The sequence below is a fragment of the Amycolatopsis rhabdoformis genome (assembly GCF_035918295.1).
Taxonomy (GTDB): Bacteria; Actinomycetota; Actinomycetes; order Mycobacteriales; family Pseudonocardiaceae; genus Amycolatopsis; species Amycolatopsis rhabdoformis.
This window is the reverse complement of the sequence record NZ_CP142149.1, coordinates 8629934-8646494: the sequence shown is the minus strand read 5'-3', so window position 1 is coordinate 8646494 and position 16561 is coordinate 8629934. Positions and strand designations below refer to the sequence as shown.

At 71.4% G+C, this 16561-nt stretch carries 19 protein-coding genes; 2 read left to right on the top strand and 17 right to left on the bottom strand.

Annotated elements, in window-relative coordinates:
• Positions 1-72: 72 nt before the first annotated feature.
• From VSH64_RS40115 to hemL, 3 genes are read right to left on the bottom strand one after another with little or no spacing between them, the layout of a single operon-like run.
• On the bottom strand, positions 73-663 hold the full coding sequence (locus VSH64_RS40115) for a TlpA family protein disulfide reductase (protein ID WP_326567959.1): 591 nt from the start codon (positions 661-663) through the stop codon (positions 73-75).
• Positions 660-1286: a histidine phosphatase family protein gene (locus tag VSH64_RS40110; RefSeq protein WP_326567958.1), complete on the bottom strand. Its 627-nt coding sequence runs from the start codon at positions 1284-1286 to the stop codon at positions 660-662. Before VSH64_RS40110 ends, VSH64_RS40115 begins: the two co-directional genes overlap by 4 nt.
• Positions 1283-2587, bottom strand: a complete 1305-nt coding sequence (gene hemL, locus VSH64_RS40105; RefSeq protein ID WP_326567957.1) for a glutamate-1-semialdehyde 2,1-aminomutase — start codon at positions 2585-2587, stop codon at positions 1283-1285. The genes VSH64_RS40110 and hemL overlap by 4 nt, the downstream gene beginning before the upstream one ends.
• Positions 2588-2815: 228 nt before the next feature.
• Here hemL and VSH64_RS40100 point away from each other — a divergent pair, with 228 nt between their 5' ends.
• Positions 2816-3304, top strand: a complete 489-nt coding sequence (locus tag VSH64_RS40100; RefSeq protein WP_326567956.1) for a TspO/MBR family protein — start codon at positions 2816-2818, stop codon at positions 3302-3304.
• Positions 3305-3329: 25 nt separating this feature from the next.
• Here VSH64_RS40100 and VSH64_RS40095 read toward each other — a convergent pair whose 3' ends face one another.
• Complete coding sequence (locus VSH64_RS40095; protein ID WP_326567955.1) at positions 3330-4517, bottom strand: beta-ketoacyl-[acyl-carrier-protein] synthase family protein; 1188 nt, start codon at positions 4515-4517, stop codon at positions 3330-3332.
• Positions 4518-4782: 265 nt separating this feature from the next.
• Complete coding sequence (locus tag VSH64_RS40090) at positions 4783-5811, bottom strand: hypothetical protein (RefSeq protein WP_326567954.1); 1029 nt, start codon at positions 5809-5811, stop codon at positions 4783-4785.
• A gap of 75 nt (positions 5812-5886) precedes the next feature.
• Between VSH64_RS40090 and VSH64_RS40085 the strand changes: the two genes are divergently transcribed.
• Positions 5887-6495, top strand: a complete 609-nt coding sequence (locus tag VSH64_RS40085; RefSeq protein WP_326567953.1) for a TetR/AcrR family transcriptional regulator — start codon at positions 5887-5889, stop codon at positions 6493-6495.
• Here VSH64_RS40085 and VSH64_RS40080 read toward each other — a convergent pair.
• The 12 genes from VSH64_RS40080 to hemC all read right to left on the bottom strand — a co-directional run bounded on the left by VSH64_RS40080 (position 6492) and on the right by hemC (position 16560).
• Positions 6492-7187, bottom strand: a complete 696-nt coding sequence (locus VSH64_RS40080; RefSeq protein ID WP_326567952.1) for a DUF5666 domain-containing protein — start codon at positions 7185-7187, stop codon at positions 6492-6494. The two genes, VSH64_RS40085 and VSH64_RS40080, sit on opposite strands and share 4 nt — an antisense overlap.
• Positions 7188-7197: 10 nt before the next feature.
• Positions 7198-8400 carry an ABC transporter permease gene (locus VSH64_RS40075; protein ID WP_326567951.1) on the bottom strand — a complete coding sequence of 401 codons (1203 nt, stop codon included), beginning with the start codon at positions 8398-8400 and terminating at the stop codon, positions 7198-7200.
• Positions 8397-9101, bottom strand: a complete 705-nt coding sequence (locus VSH64_RS40070) for an ABC transporter ATP-binding protein (protein WP_326567950.1) — start codon at positions 9099-9101, stop codon at positions 8397-8399. The genes VSH64_RS40075 and VSH64_RS40070 overlap by 4 nt, the downstream gene beginning before the upstream one ends.
• The gene (locus VSH64_RS40065; RefSeq protein WP_326567949.1) at positions 9098-10408 is read right to left on the bottom strand and encodes an efflux RND transporter periplasmic adaptor subunit; all 1311 of its coding nucleotides are present in this window, start codon (positions 10406-10408) and stop codon (positions 9098-9100) included. Before VSH64_RS40065 ends, VSH64_RS40070 begins: the two co-directional genes overlap by 4 nt.
• An 85-nt stretch (positions 10409-10493) precedes the next feature.
• Positions 10494-10829 carry a hypothetical protein gene (locus VSH64_RS40060; RefSeq protein WP_326567948.1) on the bottom strand — a complete coding sequence of 112 codons (336 nt, stop codon included), beginning with the start codon at positions 10827-10829 and terminating at the stop codon, positions 10494-10496.
• 32 nt (positions 10830-10861) lie between these two features.
• Positions 10862-11305, bottom strand: coding sequence for a hypothetical protein (locus VSH64_RS40055; RefSeq protein ID WP_326567947.1), 444 nt, complete (start codon positions 11303-11305; stop codon positions 10862-10864).
• Complete coding sequence (locus VSH64_RS40050) at positions 11305-12165, bottom strand: DUF4064 domain-containing protein (protein WP_326567946.1); 861 nt, start codon at positions 12163-12165, stop codon at positions 11305-11307. The genes VSH64_RS40055 and VSH64_RS40050 overlap by 1 nt, the downstream gene beginning before the upstream one ends.
• A gap of 25 nt (positions 12166-12190) precedes the next feature.
• Positions 12191-13162 carry a porphobilinogen synthase gene (gene hemB, locus VSH64_RS40045; RefSeq protein WP_326567945.1) on the bottom strand — a complete coding sequence of 324 codons (972 nt, stop codon included), beginning with the start codon at positions 13160-13162 and terminating at the stop codon, positions 12191-12193.
• A gap of 106 nt (positions 13163-13268) precedes the next feature.
• Positions 13269-13670 (bottom strand): type II toxin-antitoxin system VapC family toxin, encoded by a 402-nt coding sequence (locus VSH64_RS40040; protein ID WP_326567944.1) that lies wholly within the window; start codon positions 13668-13670, stop codon positions 13269-13271.
• Complete coding sequence (locus tag VSH64_RS40035) at positions 13663-13893, bottom strand: type II toxin-antitoxin system CcdA family antitoxin (protein ID WP_326567943.1); 231 nt, start codon at positions 13891-13893, stop codon at positions 13663-13665. Before VSH64_RS40035 ends, VSH64_RS40040 begins: the two co-directional genes overlap by 8 nt.
• Positions 13894-13975: 82 nt before the next feature.
• Positions 13976-15508, bottom strand: coding sequence for a bifunctional uroporphyrinogen-III C-methyltransferase/uroporphyrinogen-III synthase (locus tag VSH64_RS40030; RefSeq protein ID WP_326567942.1), 1533 nt, complete (start codon positions 15506-15508; stop codon positions 13976-13978).
• Between the two features lie 101 nt (positions 15509-15609).
• Positions 15610-16560 (bottom strand): hydroxymethylbilane synthase, encoded by a 951-nt coding sequence (hemC, locus tag VSH64_RS40025; protein ID WP_326567941.1) that lies wholly within the window; start codon positions 16558-16560, stop codon positions 15610-15612.
• Position 16561: the final 1 nt, after the last annotated feature.

Genomic DNA, 16561 nt, shown 5'->3' with positions numbered 1-16561 from the left:
CACAGCCCGAACAGGACCAAGGTCCCACTCGTGACCGGCGCTACCGGACGGATCCGGTCACGCCTGAGAGCGCTACTTCTCGGCCAGCAGGCCCTTCACCGTCGGCATCAGGTCCGACGCCAGCACGTCCCGCAGGAAGATCGCGGCGACCCGGTGCTGTTTGTCCAGCACGATCGTCGACGGGATCAGGTTGCGGGGGTAGCCCTCGAGGCTCAGCAGCGCGCGGCCCGAAGCGTCCCAGATGGACGGGTACGTGATGCCGCGGTCGCGCACGAAGTCCTGGGCGACCGAGCGGGCCGGGTCGCGGACGTCGAGGCCGATGAGCTTGGCGCCGAGCGGGGCCATTTCCTTGCTGGCGGTCTCCAGCTCCGGGGCCTCCGCGCGGCACGGGCCGCACCACTGGCCCCACAGGTTGATCACCAGGACCTGGCCCGGGAAGTCGGCGGTGGAAAGCTGTTTGCCCTCGTTCATGAGGTCGTCGCCGGCGAGCGTGGGCGCGGTCTGGCGCTGCGCGATCGGGTACTTGATGTCGATCTGCCCGCCCGGCGACACGAAGCTGAAGGTGCCGCCGGTCACGACGGCGTCCTTGCCCGTGGAGCAGCCGGTGACCAGCAACGCGGCGGCCAGCAGCGCGCCGAGGGCCTTGCCGCCCAGCCGCCTCATGCGCCCGTCACCTTCGGGTCGGTGGTGCCCGCGGGTTCGCTGTAGACGATGTCCACTAGGGCTTCGCCGTCGAACACGAGCGAGGTCAGCGACGCGAGCGAGCACTGGCGGTTGCGCGGGTCGTGCCACAGGCGCTTGGCCTCGAGGAACCGGCGCAGCGTCCAGATCGGCAGCTGGTGCGACACGCACAGCGCCTCCCGGCCCTCGGCCTGCTCGCGGGCGCGGTACACCGCGCCGAGCATCCGGTGCGCGATCTCCACGTACGGCTCGCCCCACGACGGCCGGAACGGGTTGAGCAGGTGCGGCCACGCCTTCGGCTGCCGCAGCGCGCCGTCGCCGACGGCCACGCGCTGGCCCTCGAACACGTTGCCGGCTTCGATCAGGCCCGGGTCGGTGGCGATGTCGAGCCGGTGCGCGGCCGCGATCGGCGCCGCGGTCTCCTGCGCGCGCTGCAGCGGCGAGGCGACGACGTGCGCGAGGTCGTGGCCCGCCACGGCTTCGGCGACGGTGAGCGCCTGGCGCTGACCACGGTCGGACAGCCGGAAGTTCGGCAGACGGCCGTAGAGGATCTTGTCCGGGTTGTGCACTTCGCCGTGGCGCAGGAGGTGGACGATCGTGGTCACGGCTGCACCGCCTCGGCCGCGGCGCGGGCGGCGGCCGGCAGGGCCGCCTCGATCACGCCGAACGCTTCGTCGTCCATCGCGGCGTTCACGAACCAGGCCTCGTACGCGCTCGGTGGTGCGTACACGCCGGCGTCGAGCAGCTTGTGGAAGAAGGCCGGGAAGCGCCAGGTCTCGGTGGCCTGCGCGCCCGCGTAGTCGCGAACCGTGCCCGAGCCGAAGAACACGCTCACCAGGTTGCCCGCGTACTGCACGCTGTGCGCCACGCCCGCTTCGGTGAGCGCGCTGTCGAAGAGCCCGCCGAGGCGCTTCGCGTTGGTGTCCAGCGCCGTGTACACGGCGTCGTCGGCCGCGCGCAGCGTGGCGAGACCCGCGGCGACGGCGACGGGGTTCCCCGACAGCGTGCCGGCCTGGTACACCGGGCCCAGCGGCGCCAGCTTGGCCATCACGTCGGCGCGCCCGCCGAACGCGGCGGCCGGCAGCCCACCGGACATGACCTTGCCGAAGGTGTAGAGGTCACCGGCCACGCCCTCGAGGCCGAACCAGCCCGCGCGTGACACGCGGAAGCCGGTCATGACCTCGTCCATGATCAGCAGCGCGCCGTGCTCGCGGGTGATCTCCGCGAGGCCGGCGTTGAACCCGGCATCGGGGGCGACCGCGCCCATGTTGCCCGCGGCGGCCTCGGTGATCACCGCGGCGATCTGGCCGTCGTTCTCCACAAAGGATTTCCGCACGGCGTCGAGGTCGTTGTACGGCAGCACGATCGTGTCCGCGGCCTGCGCGCCGGTGACGCCGGGCGAGGTCGGCAGCCCCAGCGTCGCGACGCCCGAGCCGGCCTGGGCCAGCAGCGCGTCGACGTGACCGTGGTAACACCCGGCGAACTTCACGATCTTCGCCCGGCCCGTGAACCCGCGGGCGAGACGGATGGCGCTCATCGTCGCCTCGGTGCCGGAGTTGACCAGCCGCACCTGCTCCACGGGCTCGACCCGGCCGATGATCTCCTCGGCCAGCTCGACCTCGCCGATCGTCGGCGTGCCGAACGAGAGCCCGCTCGTGGCGGCCGCGCGCGCGGCCTCGACCACCTGCGGGTGGGCGTGCCCGAGGATCATCGGGCCCCAGGACGAGACCAGGTCGACGTAGCGGTTGCCGTCGGCGTCCCACAGGTGGGGGCCTTCGCCGCGGACCATGAACCGCGGGGTGCCGCCGACCGAGTTGAACGCCCGCACCGGCGAGTTCACCCCGCCCGGGACGGCCGCCTTCGCGCGTTCGAACCAAACCTTGGACTGCTCGGTGCCAGTGCTCACCCGTCCAGTCTCGCAAATCCCCGTCGTGCGGGTCAGGGGCCCCGCCGTGGCCGGTACCGGAGCGCTCCGCCGCGCTGCTGGTCACCGATCCGGCCGCAGTCACGGCGGCGACGGTTCCGGCCGCGGCGAACGTCCGTTTCGAGCCCGCCTGATCCCGCTCTGATTGGTAACGTGCCGTTTACGGATGGTTCGGCAGAACCGTCAGGTCGGCGTGAACGGGGAGGGAACGTGACCACGCCCACGCACGAGCGCAACCCCTGGGTCGTGCTCGTGGTGTTCTTCGTGCTGGTCGCCGTGGTCGCCATCGTGGGCTCGCTCGCGGCCACGTCGGCGCCGGAGACCTACGCGCGGCTGATCCTGCCGGACTGGGCACCGCCGGCGAAGCTCTTCGGTCCTGTGTGGACAGTGCTGTACGTGCTGCTCGCGGTGGCCGGCTGGATCTACTGGCGCACCGACGGCGAGACGCAGGGCTTCGCGATGTACGGCGTCGGCCTGCTGTTCAACCTGCTGTGGACCCCGCTCTTCTTCGCCGGCGGCTCGACGCGGCTGGCCTGCGTGGACATCGTCCTGCTCGGCTTCACCACGCTGATGACGATCGGCCTGTTCTACCGGCGCTCGCGCCTGGCCGCGGTGCTCCTGCTGCCGTACTTCTTCTGGATCGCCTACGCGACGGCGCTGAACGTGGCGATCATCGCGCTGAACCCCGAGCTCGGCTAGCTCCGGCCGGCGCAGGCAGGCGAGGTCAGACCGGCGAGAACACCAGGCTGCCGTTGTGGCCGCCGAAGCCGAAGCTGTTGGACAGCACGGGCCCGGGCGACCACGCCGTGGGTTCCGTCGCGAGGTCGACGTCGAAGTCCGGGTCCGGTGTGGACAGTCCGAGCGTCGGCGGGACGGTCGCGTGGGCGATCGTGAGCGCCACGGCCACAGCCTCCAGCGCGCCGGCCGCGCCGAAGGAGTGGCCGGTGGCGCCCTTCACGCTGGTCACGAGCGGCCGCGCCGCGCCGAACACGCGGCGGATGGCGTGGGCTTCGGCGGCGTCGTTGAGTGCCGTCGAGGTGCCGTGGGCGTTGACGTGGGTGATGTCGTGCGGTTCGTAACCCGCGTCGGCGATCGCCAGGCGCATGCACCGCTCGGCTCCGACGCCGGCCGGGTCGGGCGCGGTCACGTGGTGACCGTCGGCGGTCGACGCGGTGCCGTCGACGGTCAGGTACACGCGCGCGCCGCGAGCAAGCGCTTTCTCCAGGGGTTCCAGCACGACCATGCCACTGGCCTCGGAGGCGACGGTGCCGTCTCTGCCCACATCGAACGGACGGGCGATCCCGGTGGGGCTCAGCGCCCGCATGTTCGTGAACCCCGCGGTGTAGGTCGGGGTCAGGTTGGCGTCGCTGCCACCGGCGAGCACGACGTCGGCCGCTCCCGACGCGATCAGCTTGGCTCCCGCGGCGATGGCGTCGGTCCCGGCCGCGCAGGCGGTAGTCACCGTGCTCGCGCTGCCGCGTAGCCCGTAGCGGATGCTCAGCGCCGCGGCGGCCGCGTTGGGCAGGGCCATCGGGATGAAGTGCGGGGAGACCCGCCGGTCCCCCCGCTGCGCCCGGACCTCGTTCTGCGCTTCCAGAGTGGTCGCGCCGCCGGTGGCCGTGCCGAGCACGACCGCCGCGAGTTCGGGATCGACGCCGGTGAGCCCGGGTGCCGAATCCACTACGGCGTGCGGCAGGAGTCCCGCGTCCACCAACGCTTCGTCGGCGGCCGCGATCGCCAGCTGCGTCGCGAGGTCCGTGGTCCGCGCCAGCTTGTGCGACAGCCACCGCCGGGGATCGAACCCGGTCACCCGCCGCAGCGCCGCCGCCGGGGCCGGGCGCGACAGGCCGGCCCAGAAGTCCGCCACCCCGATCCCCACCGGCGACACCACGCCGATTCCGGTGACCGCCACCTGTCTGTTCTGAGCCGGCTGCATCGTTCGCTCCCCCTTGACCACGAGTGATGCTCAAGTTAAGTGCCGCCCGGGCGTTTTCCCAGGCCGAGCACCACGGCGAGGACGGCCGGGCGGCGCGAGTGCCCTTCACGCCACTTTTCGGGACTCTCAGGGCATTTCCGCGGTCGCGCCATCGCGGAAGCCGCAGAAGTCGTTTCAGGGCAAGGATGTGACAGTCACCTCAACACCGCGTGCGGGCAAATGGAGTACCCGGATCCGGCGATCAGGTCAGGCCGCGATACCACTCGGCCACCGCGTGGAACGCCGCCTTGGGTTCCCACGGCAGGCCCGGATACGCCGTGCCCGTGCGGTCTTCGAGCACCTTGACCACCCCGAGGCTCGCGAGGTCGAGGTCGTCGCGCGGGTCGCCGCCGGGGCGGTGCGGGTGTGAGTGCAGGGCGAAGAGGTACACAAAAGCGCTGTCCACGCCCTCTTCGGCGAAGATCTCCAGCAGCTCCGTGAGGTACCGAGCCTGGCCGGGTTCGTCGCGCTCCACCACCTCGGTCAGCCGCAGCGGCCGACCGTGTTCGTCGTGCTCCACGATCTCCATGCTGCGCGGTGCGACGTCGCCGGCGCCGCGCCAGGTGGCCGTGCCGAAGCCGGTGATGACCACGGGTTTGTCCTGTTGTGTCAACGTCCGCACGCCTTCGCGGAACACGTCGGCGACGGCGGCCGAGCGGATCAGCTCGAGCGTCACGAAGTCGAACAGGTCCCAGTCGACGCGCTCGAACTGGATCGCCGCGTAGGTGACCTTGCCACCGAAGGCGCCGCGGATCGCGGGCACGGCTTCGCGGAAGAAGTCGCTGAGCCGCTCACTGGCCTTCGCGAGCCGGGCGGGCCGGTCGGCCGGGTCGCCGAGCAGCCAGCCGAGGCGGTGTTCGAGCGTGTCGCCGTCGGCGAACCCGCGCACCATCACCGAAAGCTCCGCGCCGGCGACGAGCACCACTTCGGCGCCGGTGCGGCGGATCCGCTCGGCGCGTTCGGCGCAGTCGAGGAGCAGCGCGCGCAGCTCGCCGAGCCCTACGTCGAGCGGGTACGGCGAGAACCACACCTCCAGCCCCAGCTCGGCCGCGAGCCGGCCCGCGACCTCCAGCCGCTCGGGGTCGCCGCCGACGAGCTGCACGGCGGTGCAGTGCAGGTCGTCGCGGATGATCGTGAGCTCGCGCCGCACGGTGGCGGCGTCGAAGCCGGCCCAGGAAGTCGTGCCGTTCTTGACGAATCCGGTGTCGTAGGCAATGCCGTTGGCTCTCATGGCGGCGACGTTAGCGCGCAAAAGTGCGTGCACGCAAGTTTGCCTTCACGCAGTTTTCCGGGTTTACTGACCCTCGTGACCGGTCTGCGCGAACGCAAGAAGCAAGCCACCCGCACGGCGCTGAGCGAGGCGGCCCTGCGGCTGGCGCTGGAGCGTGGTCCGGACAACGTGCGCGTCGACGACATCGCCGAGGCCGCCGGCGTCTCGCCGCGGACCTACAACAACTACTTCCCCAGCCGCGAGGACGCGATCGTGTTCGCGGTGACGACCGACCGCGAACAACGCGTGGCCGACGCCATCCGCGCGGCCGACCGTTCGGCCCGCCTGGCCGACGCGGTGCTCGAAGCCGTGGTGGCGCAGTACACCGAGCCGGTCGAGGACCACCGCGAAGCGCTGCTGCTCATCACCACCAGCCCCGCGCTGCGCACCGCGTACGCCGGCACCGCCGCCGCCCTCGAACACCCGCTGGCCGAAGCGCTCGCCGACCACCTCGGAGACGCCGAAGGGCCCACCGCCCAGGTGCTGGCCGCCGGCGTCGCCGCCGCCGTCCGGATCGCCCTCGGGCAGTGGGCCCGGCCGGCCGGCGGGTCCTCGGGGTTCGTGGTGGTGTCGGGCTCGCTCGCCGACCTGCTGCGCGCCGCGCTCGCGCCGCTGGTTCCGGCGCTCGACGCGGCGCAGCGTTAACGCGCGGGCTGCTGCACGATCGCCTGCGCGGCCACCGTGCCGTCGGAGCCGGGGCGGCCCTGCACCGTCACCGTGGCGCCGGGCTTGAGGTCGGAGAGCTTGCCGGGCTGGGTGAGGCCGACGGTGGTGGAGTCCGAAGTGGACACCGTGACGTCGGTGCCCTGCGCGGTTTTCAGCGTCACGGTGGTGCCGTCGACCTTCTCGACCGTGCCGACGGTGCCACGGCCGCTGCCACCGCGAGCGCCGGTGAAGCCGCCCGTACCCTGCTGACCCGAACCCTGCTGGCCGGCACCCGCGCCTTCCTGACCGGTGCCCTGCTGCGTGCCACGGCCGCCGAAGCCGCCGCGGGCGGTGCCCTGCTGGCCGCCGGCACGAGCCGCCGCACCGCCGCCACCGCCGGAACCGGAGCCGAACGCCGAGTGCGTCCAAGCGCCACCGGCGAAGGACAACGCGATCACGAGCAGGCCGGCCAGGATGAAGGTCGGTTTGCCGAACGGCTTGGCGACCCGCTTCATCTCCTGGTTCAGATCACCTTCCACGGCCGGCGCGGCCACGATCTCCTCGGGCGAAGGCCCGGGCGCCGGCTCGGTGAGCAGCGGCCCGCCGGCCAGCGGCGCCGTGACCGGCAGGAACTCGGTCGTCGGCTCGTCGGGGGTCGCCGCGGGGCCGGGCGACGGGGTGGACCTGGACATGTGCGAGCTCCTACTCGTGCCTGAGGGCGTCGATCGGGCGCAGGCGCGAGGCCCGATTCGCCGGGAAACTGCCGAAGAAGAGACCGATCAGCGCCGACACCGCGAAGGCCAGCACGATCGACGACGGCACCACCACCGGGGTGATGCCCGCGAAGCTGAACTGGCTGCCGACCACGCCGATCACCACCCCGAGGAACCCGCCGAAGAGGCTGAGCATCGTGGCTTCCGCCAGGAACTGGCCGAGGATCGCTGCGCGTGGCGCGCCGATGGCCTTGCGGATGCCGATCTCGCGGATCCGTTCGGTCACGGTCACCAGCATGATGTTCGTGACGCCGATCCCGCCCACGAGCAGCGAGATCGCGGCGACCGCGCCGAGCAGCACGGTGAACGTCTGCGTGGCCGAGGTGCGCGTGGCGAGCAGCTGCTCCGAGTTCTGGATCTGGTAGTCGGGGGTGCCGCCGAGGCGGATGCCGTGGCGCGCGTTGAGGATCGCGGTGATCTCGGCCTGCGCGAGCGACACGGAGTCGGCCGAGGTGGCCTGAACGGCGATCTGGCTGAGGCTGCCGTAGCCGGCGAGTGAGTTCTGCACCGCGCTGATCGGGGCGATGGCGACGTCGTCGGCGTTCGTCAGCCCGGTGCTGCCCTTGGCCTGCAGCACGCCGACCACGGTGAACTGGATGCTGTTGAGCAGCACGTTCTTGCCCACCGGCTCGGCGGTGCCGAAGATCGACTGCGCGGTGGTGGGCCCGAGCACCACGACCTTGCGCGCCTGCGTCACGTCTTCGGCGGTGAAGAGCGCGCCGTCGGCGATCTGGCGGTTGGTGGTGGCGAAGTAGGCCGGTTCGGTGCCCGCGACGGAGGAGATGTCGTACGACGTCTGCCCGTAGGTGGCGGTCGCGTTGGTGTTCACCACCGGCGAAGCGGCCTTCACGTCGGGCGCGCCGACCGGGTCCACGAGCGCGTGGGCGTCCTGCACGGTCAGCGGCCGGGCCTCGCTGCCCTGCCCGCCACCGCGCGCGGGCGACACGTTCACCACGTCCGTGCCCAGGCCCTGAATGCTGGCGGCGATCGCGGCCGAAGCGCCGTTGCCCACCGCCACCAGCAGGACCACCGACGCGACGCCGATGGTGATGCCGAGCGTGGTGAGTGTGGAGCGCAGCTTGTTGGCGGTGAGGCCACGCACGGCGAAGCGCAGCACCTCGAACACGTTCACGCGACCACTCCGACGCTGCGGTTGAGCTCGTCGGCCACGATCCGGCCGTCGCTCACGCGCACCACGCGGTGCGCGTGCTCGGCGACCTCGTCCTCGTGCGTGATCACCACGATGGTGCGCCCGAGCTTGTTGAGCCGGTCGAACACCCCGAGCACGTCTTCGGTGCTGGCGCGGTCGAGGTTGCCGGTCGGTTCGTCGGCGAGCAGCAGCGCGGGCCCGGTCACCAGCGCCCGCGCCACGGCGACGCGTTGCTGCTGCCCGCCCGAAAGCTCACTCGGCAGGTGCTTCGCCCGTTCGGTGAGCCCCACCATCTCCAGCGCGGCCAGCGCCCGCGTGCGGCGCGCGACCCGGCGAAGTCCACTGTAGACCAGTGGAAGTTCTACATTGGACAGAGCGCTCGTGCGCGGCACGAGGTTGAACGACTGGAAGATGAAGCCGATCTTGCGGTTGCGCAGCAAGGCGAGCTGGCGTTCGTTGAGGTCGGCGACGCTGAAGCCGTCGAGCAGGTACTTGCCCGACGTCGGCACGTCGAGGCAGCCGAGCATGTTGAGCAGCGTCGACTTGCCGGAGCCGGACGCGCCCATGATGGCCACGTACTCCCCCGGCCGCACGAGCAGGTCGACCCCGCGCAACGCGTGCACGGCCGTCTCGCCGGCGCCGTAGGTCTTGCGCAGTCCGGAGACCGCGATCACGGGTTTCATCCGCGTCCCCCGCCGAAGCCACCCTGGCCACCGCGGAAGCCGCCGCCCGCGCCACCGGTGCCACCCGTGCCGCCGAAGCCGCCGAGCCCACCCCCGCGCTGGCCGCCGCCGGCGCCGGTGCCCGTTGCCGTGGTCGGCGAAGCGGCGGTGAGCACCACGCTGTCACCCTCGTCGAGGCCCGACTTGATCTCCACAGTGGACTCGCCGCGCACGCCGATCTCCACCTGCTGCGGCACGTTCTGCCCGTTGCGCTGAACCGTGACGACATTCGTGGTGCCCGCCGTGGTGACCGCGGCCGCCGGCACGCTGAGCACGTTGTCGGCCTCGGCCACGGTGATCACCACGCTCGCCGACTGCCCGGGCCGCAGCCCCGTCGGCGGGTTGGTGAGCGTGAGCTGCGCGCCGTAGGACACCACGTTGCCACTCGTCGTGGGCGTGAGGTCGACCTTCGAGACCGACGCCTGGATCGGCTGGTCCGGCGAGGCGTTGAGCGTGACGGTGGCCTTCTGGCCGGCCTTCACCTTGCTCACGTCGATCTCGGCGACGGAGGTGTCCACGAGCAGGTTGGTGAGGTCGGTGATCTGGATGAACCCGCTGGCCGAGGAGCTGCTCGACGAGCTGCTCGAAGAACTCTGGCCGTTGCCGCCGTTGCCACCGTTGCCGCCGCTCGAGGACCCCGTGCTGCCGGAGCTGCCCGAGCCACCGCTGCCGGCCTGCTGGCCGACGGTGCCGTTGACCGCCGTGACGGTGCCGGCGCCCGGCGCGGTGAGCACCGTGGCGTCGACGGCCGACTGGGCGGTGTCCACGTCGAGCTGCGCCTGGTCCACTTTGGCCTGCAGCGAGGTGGTGGACTCCTGCGCCTGCTGCGCGGTCTGCTGGCTCTGGCCCTGCCCGCCGCCGGAACCGGAGCCGGACGACGACGTCGTCGAGGTGTCCTCACCGTCGGCGAGGTTGTCCTCGGCCACGGTCAGGTTGTCCTTGGCCACCTGCAGCTGCTTCTCGGCCTGCGTGGAGTCGACGGTGGCGAGCTTCTGACCCGCGCTCACCACGTCGCCGACCTTCACGTCGATGCTCGTGACCTTGCCGGAGGTGGTGAAGTTGGCGGCGCCGGTGTAGCCGCTCGAGAGGGTGCCCGCGGCGGAGACCGTTTCGGTCACGGTGCCGCGGCGCACCGGTGTGGTGCGGGTCTGTGCCTGGGCGGTGTTGCCCGCCGGCGTGAATGCTTGGTAGATCCCGAAAGCCGCACCGCCGAGCAGTACGACCAGCACCCCGTTGATGACCCATGTCCGGGTACGCAGCCGCGTCATGGCCGCAAGACTGCTGGCGCTGCTTAGCAGTCAGCTGTTGGTTCCCTGTGGGCCAGCTGTGGATGTGGCGCCTCGAGTTGCGGAGTCAGCGCTTCTTCCGGCGGTGGCGAGCACTCACCGCGAGCAGCAGCTGACGAACCGCGTCCACCACGAGCACGGCGCACAGCGCGCCGAGCGCGAGCGCCCCCGCGAGGTGCCCGCCGAAGACCCGCTGCGACGCCAGCTGCGCGCCGTCGCCGGCGGTGGTCACGACCGTGACGACTCCCGCGTGCCACAGCACGAACGCCAGCCAGAGCGCGACCGCGGCCACGATCAGCTCGCCGAGCGCCACGAACGCGCGCCACGGCTGGTTGAGCCGCGCCGCGCCGGCCGAATCTCCGGGCCACAGGTCGGCGCCGGTCGGCTGGGGAAGGTCGATCACGAGATCAAGCCTCTCAGGTTTTTCGCCGGACGTCATTTCGCCTCGTTCTTCTCCACGAGCCGCTCCAGCGCCGACTTCAGCGCCTCGACGTCGCGGGCCCACGCCAGCACGACCGTGCCGTCGTCGAGCTTCACCGGAAGTTCGTCGTACTTGTTCGGCACGCTCCACCCCCCGCCGAGCACTCGTGCGCCGACCGGCGAGCCGACGTCGGTCACGTCCGCGATCCGCGTGGCTGCCACGCTTTCGCGGCCCTGGCGGAACTCCTGCAGGGTCACTTCCAGCGAGAGGAACCGCCGCCGCGCGTACACCCAGGGCAGGGTGATCCCGCACAGCGCGACCGCGATCAGCAGCCACGGAAGCCAGTGCACCGGACCACCTGTCGCCAGCTCCGCCAGCGCGCCGAGCACCGCGAACAGCGGCCCCCAGACGAGCGACACCCAGCCGACGCCGGGTTCGGAGTAGAGCGCGCGGTCCATTACAGGCTCTTGCCGACCTTCGGGAAGAAGTCGCGGGTGCTCGGCAGGTACAGCAGCACCACGAGGATCACCAGCAGCAGCGACGACACCACCGAGAAGATGCTGCGCACCAGCCCGAGCTGGAACACCAGCCCCAGCACCGCCAGCAGCGTGACCACCGAGCGGGCCGAGCGCGTGCCTTCGCGGGCCTTGTAGGCGAACAGCACCATGATCACGCCGAAGCACAGCGCGCCGACGAACAACGCCCACACCAGGGTGTTCGCGTTGGACTCGAGCTGCGCCATGTCGAGCTTGCGGCCCGGCGGCGTCGCCTTCACGGCCTGGTCCACGAGCTGCTGCTTGAAGAGGATCGTGACGACCTGACCGATGAGCAGCACCAGCGACGCGATGATGGTGAGGATGAAGGCGGCCCGCACCGGCCCCGGCGCGCCTTCTCGCTGCGGTTCGTCGTCGTTGTCCAGGTATGCGGGCATGGGCGGGAGGCCGGCGGGCAGCCCCTGCGATGAGGGGGGCGTGAACTGGCTCGGCGACGCGGTGACCCCGCCCGGTGCGGCGGTCTCGCGCGCGGCTGCGGGAGTTTCGTCCGCTGCCGTTGGGGCAGCCGTTTCAGGCGCGGGGTTTTCGTTTGCTTCCGGTGTTTGCGCAGCCGTTCCGGTTGCTGCCGTGCCGGGCGCGGGGCTTTTGTCCGCTGCCGCGTTCGCGGCCTCTTGCGCTGCCGTTTCCGGCGCAGTGTTCTCGGGCGCAGCGTTCTCCGGCGTAGCGGTTCCCTGCGAGGTGTCCTCTTGACCAGGGTTCTGCTTCGCGAGGTCGTCGCTGGTCAGCCCCGTGGGCTCGGCGGTGTTGTCGTCCTTCTCGGCCACTCGTGGACTCTAGCCCAGGCCGGGCTCAGTCGAGCCAGGCGGCGGCTTCGGTGGCCCAGTACGTGAGGATCAGGTCGGCGCCCGCGCGGCGGATCGACGTGAGCACTTCGAGGATCGTGCGCTCGCGCTCGAGCCAGCCGTTGGCCGCGGCGGCCTCGACCATCGCGTACTCACCCGAGATGTTGTAGGCGGCCACCGGCACCGGCGAGATGTCCGCCGCCGCCTTGATGACGTCCAAATAGGACAGTGCTGGCTTGACCATGATCATGTCGGCGCCCTCGCCGAGATCCAGCTCGATCTCGCGCAACGCTTCGCGCGCGTTGCCCAGGTCCTGCTGGTAGGTCTTGCGGTCGCCCTTGAGCTGCGAGTCGACAGCTTCGCGGAACGGACCGTAGAACGCGCTGGCGTACTTCGCCGAGTACGCCAGGATGGCCTTGTCGTTGTGGCCGACCTCGTCGAGCGCCCGGCGGATCACGCCGACCTGGCCGTCCATCATGCCGCTCGGCCCGAGCACGTGCGCACCCGCTTCCGCCTGCGCCACGGCCATTTCCGCGTAGATGCGCAGGGTCGCGTCGTTGTCCACCGCGCCGTCGGCGTCGAGCACGCCGCAGTGGCCGTGATCGGTGAACTCGTCGAGGCACGTGTCGGCCATCAGCACGGTCGCGTCACCGAGTTCCTGCCGCAGATCCCGCAGCGCGACGTTCAGGATCCCGTTCTCGTCGACGGCACCCGAGCCCTCGGCGTCACGCGTCTCCGGAATGCCGAACAGCATCAGCCCACCCACGCCGGCGTTCACCGCGTCGACCGCGGCCTTCCGCAGCGTGTCCCGGGTGTGCTGCACAACCCCCGGCATGCTCTGGATCGGCCGCGGCGCGTCGATCCCCTCCGCCACGAACATGGGCAGAATCAGCTGACGCGGGCGAAGCGTCGTTTCACCGACCAGCCTGCGCATGGCCGGCGTGGTACGGAGCCTGCGGGGTCGATGCTCGGGGAACACGCCGTTCACGGTACTCCGGCTCGTCACCCGGCATTTCGTGCGCCCTCGCGAAAAACCGGGTTCTGACAAGGTGTCTGGAAACCACGGCACCCACGACCGCGCCCCTTCAGCCGACCTCCTCGGCGAGCGAGCTCGCGCGTGCGAGCCTCCGATCGGTGGTGAGCACCGTGGTTTTGAGCTGAGCCGCGAGTTCGACGTAAAGCGCGTCGGTCAGCCGCAGATCGGCACGACGGGCCCAAGCGCCGGCCGCGAGATCGGCAACCGAGTGACGGGTGAGCGGCAACGTGGTCAGCGCACCCAGCCCGGTCTCGACCTCGGCCGTGGTCAGCTCGCCCGCGCGCTGCAGGCGGCCGAGCGCCGAGAGGACCTCTGCATCCAGATGCGCGGGAGCGTGCAACACGGTGCCCTTCAACCGCGACTTGGCCGCGTCGGCGTAGCTGGTTCCCGCGAGGAGATCAACGAGCACGGACGCGTCGAGCACGGCGATCTCGGCCGCCGGCTCAGTCATCGACCGAATCGCCCAGCTCAGCCTTGGCGTTGTCGAGCGCGGCCAGCACCGCACCGTGCGAAACCACACCGCGAGGTGTCGGCAGCGCATCGAGCCAGCTCTCGGTAGCCCGCCGCTGCAACGCATCGGCGAGCGCCGCCTGCACCAGCGCACTCACGTTGAGCTCGGCGGCCTTCGCCCGCTCAGCCAGATCGTCGGGAATGTAGACGTTCACCCTCGCCATACACATAATATACACACACCTGTGCGCGAAAACGGAAAAGGGCTCCTCCCCGAATTCCGGGGAGGAGCCCTTCAACAACCCATCAGGAGCGACGAGCCCGCTTCGCCTTGCGCGGCGGCGGCAGGGCGCCCTCCGCGCGGAGCCGGGCGGCGTGCTCGGCCAGGGCGTCCACCAGGTGGGGCACGTCGGCCTTCTCCGGCTGGACGTCGACGCGCAGGCCGAACTCCACGGCGGTCTCCGCGGTCTTCGGGCCGATGCACGCGACCAGGGTGCGCGTGTGCGGCTTGCCGGCGATGCCGACCAGGTTGCGCACCGTCGAGGACGAGGTGAAGCAGACCGCGTCGAAGCCGCCGGTCTTGATCATCTCGCGGGTCTCGGCGGGCGGCGGCGCGGCGCGGACCGTGCGGTAGGCCGTGACGTCGTCGATTTCCCAGCCGCGATCACGCAGGCCGGCCGACAGGGTCTCGGTGGCGATGTCGGCGCGCGGGAGAAGCACGCGGTCCACCGGGTCCAGCACGTCGTCGTACGGCGGGAACTCGGCGAGCAGACCCTCGGACGACTGCTCGCCCGACGGGATGAGCTCGGGGATGATGCCGAACGAGCGCACCTTGGCGGCCGTGGAGGCACCGACGCAGGCGATCTTCACGCCGGAGAACGCGCGGGCGTCGAGGCCGAACTCCTCGAACTTCTCCCACACCGCGCGCACCGCGTTGGTGGAGGTGAAGACGATCCACTGGTAGCGGCCGTCGACGAGGCCCTTCACCGAGCGTTCCATCTGCGCGGGGCTGCGCGGCGGCTCGACGGAGATCGTGGGCACCTCGTGCGAGGTGGCGCCGTGGCTGCGGAGGCGGTCGGCCATCTCGCCGGCCTGCTCCTTGGTGCGCGGCACCAGGACCTTCCAGCCGTAGAGCGCGCGCGACTCCCACCACGACAGCTTCGAGCGGTGGCCGGCGGCCTGGCCGATGGTCACGATCAGCGGGCCGACGAGCTCACCCGCGTCGTTGCCGAGCGTGGCGAGCGTGGAGTCGAGCGTGCGCTGCGTGTTGATGGTGCCGTTGGCGGTCACGGCGACGGGCGTGGACGGCGCCATGCCCTTCTCCGTGAGGCGGCTGGCGGCCTCGGCCAGGTGCGCCGAGGTGGCGTGCAGCACGAGCGGGCCGGGCTGGGCGGCCAGCGCCGCCCAGTCGACCTCGCCGCGCACGTCGACCTCGGTGTGGGTGCCGCCGAGGGCGACACCGGCGTAGGCCGGCACCGCGGCGCCGGGGGAAACGCCCGGGATCACCTCGAACACGGCGGAGGTGCGGGCCACGGCCTGCACCTCGTTCACCACGGCGGGGGTGGTCAGCGGGTCGCCGGCGACCAGGCGCAGCACGAGCCGCCCGGCCTTGGCCTCGGTGGTCAGGTCCTTGGACACGTCGGCGGGCTCGCCGACGGCGGGCCGGACCTCGGCGCCGGGGGCGGCGAGCGCGAGCACGGTGGCCGGCACGTCGGGATCGGTCACCACGACCTCGGCCTTGGCGAGCAGCTCCTGGGCGCGGACGGTGAGCAGCCCGGCGTCACCGGGGCCCGAGCCCACGAAGGCGACGCGCCCAGCGGTCTTGCGAGCGGGGGTCATCTCTGGCGTTTCTCCTGTCAGGCGGCCGGGTACGGCATCGGCCGCAGGTGTGTGGTGCTGGTCGTTCGGGTGCAGGTCGTTCGAGTGCTCGGCGGGTTGCGTCACTGGGCGGGGCCGGTCAGCAGCGCCCCGGCGCCCAAGTCGAGGAGCTCGGCGGCGAGTGCGCGGCCGAGCTGCTCCGCTTCGGTGAAGTCGCCGAGTGCGGAAGCCCGCAGCATGTCGACCGAACCGTTCTCGCCCGCCACGGCAGCGGTGCCGCGCAACGAGATGCGTTCCACGACCACGCCCTCGGCGTCGAGGTCCTCGACGATCTCGGCGAGCGCGCCCACGGGTGCGCTGCACCCCGCCTCGAGCGCGGCCAGCAGGGAACGCTCGGCCGTCACCGCGGCCCGCGTGCCCTCGTCGTCCAAACTGGACGTGAGCAGGTGCTCGACGTCCACGTCTTCGGCCCGGCACTCCACCGCCAGCGCCCCCTGCGCGGGAGCGGGCAGCATCTGGATCGGGTCGAGGGTCTCGGTGATCTCCCCCACCAGGCCGATCCGGGCCAGTCCGGCACGCGCGAGCACCACGGCATCGAGCTCGCCGTCGGTGACCTTGCGCATGCGGGTATCGATATTGCCTCGAATCGGCACGATTTCCAAACCGAGGCCCAGCGCGAGCAGCTGCGAGGTGCGCCGCGGGGCTCCCGTGCCCACCTTCGAGCCCGGCGGCAGCTCACCCAGGGTGAGGCCGTCGCGGGCGATCAGCGCGTCACGCGGGTCCTCGCGCGGCGGCACGGCCGCCAGCACGATGCCCTCGGCCGGAGCCGTGGGCAGGTCCTTGTACGAGTGCACGATCACGTCGATTTCCTTGCGCAGCAAGGCTTCCCGGAGCGCCGAGGTGAACACGCCGACGCCGATCTGCGGGATCGGCTTGCTCGACACGTCGCCGGGGGTGGTCACGCGGACGATCTCGACCTCGGCACCGGTGGCGCGGATCTTGTCGGCCACGGTCTCGGTCTGCGCGACGGCGAGCTTGCTGCCCCGCGTCCCGATGCGAATCACTCTGTTCACT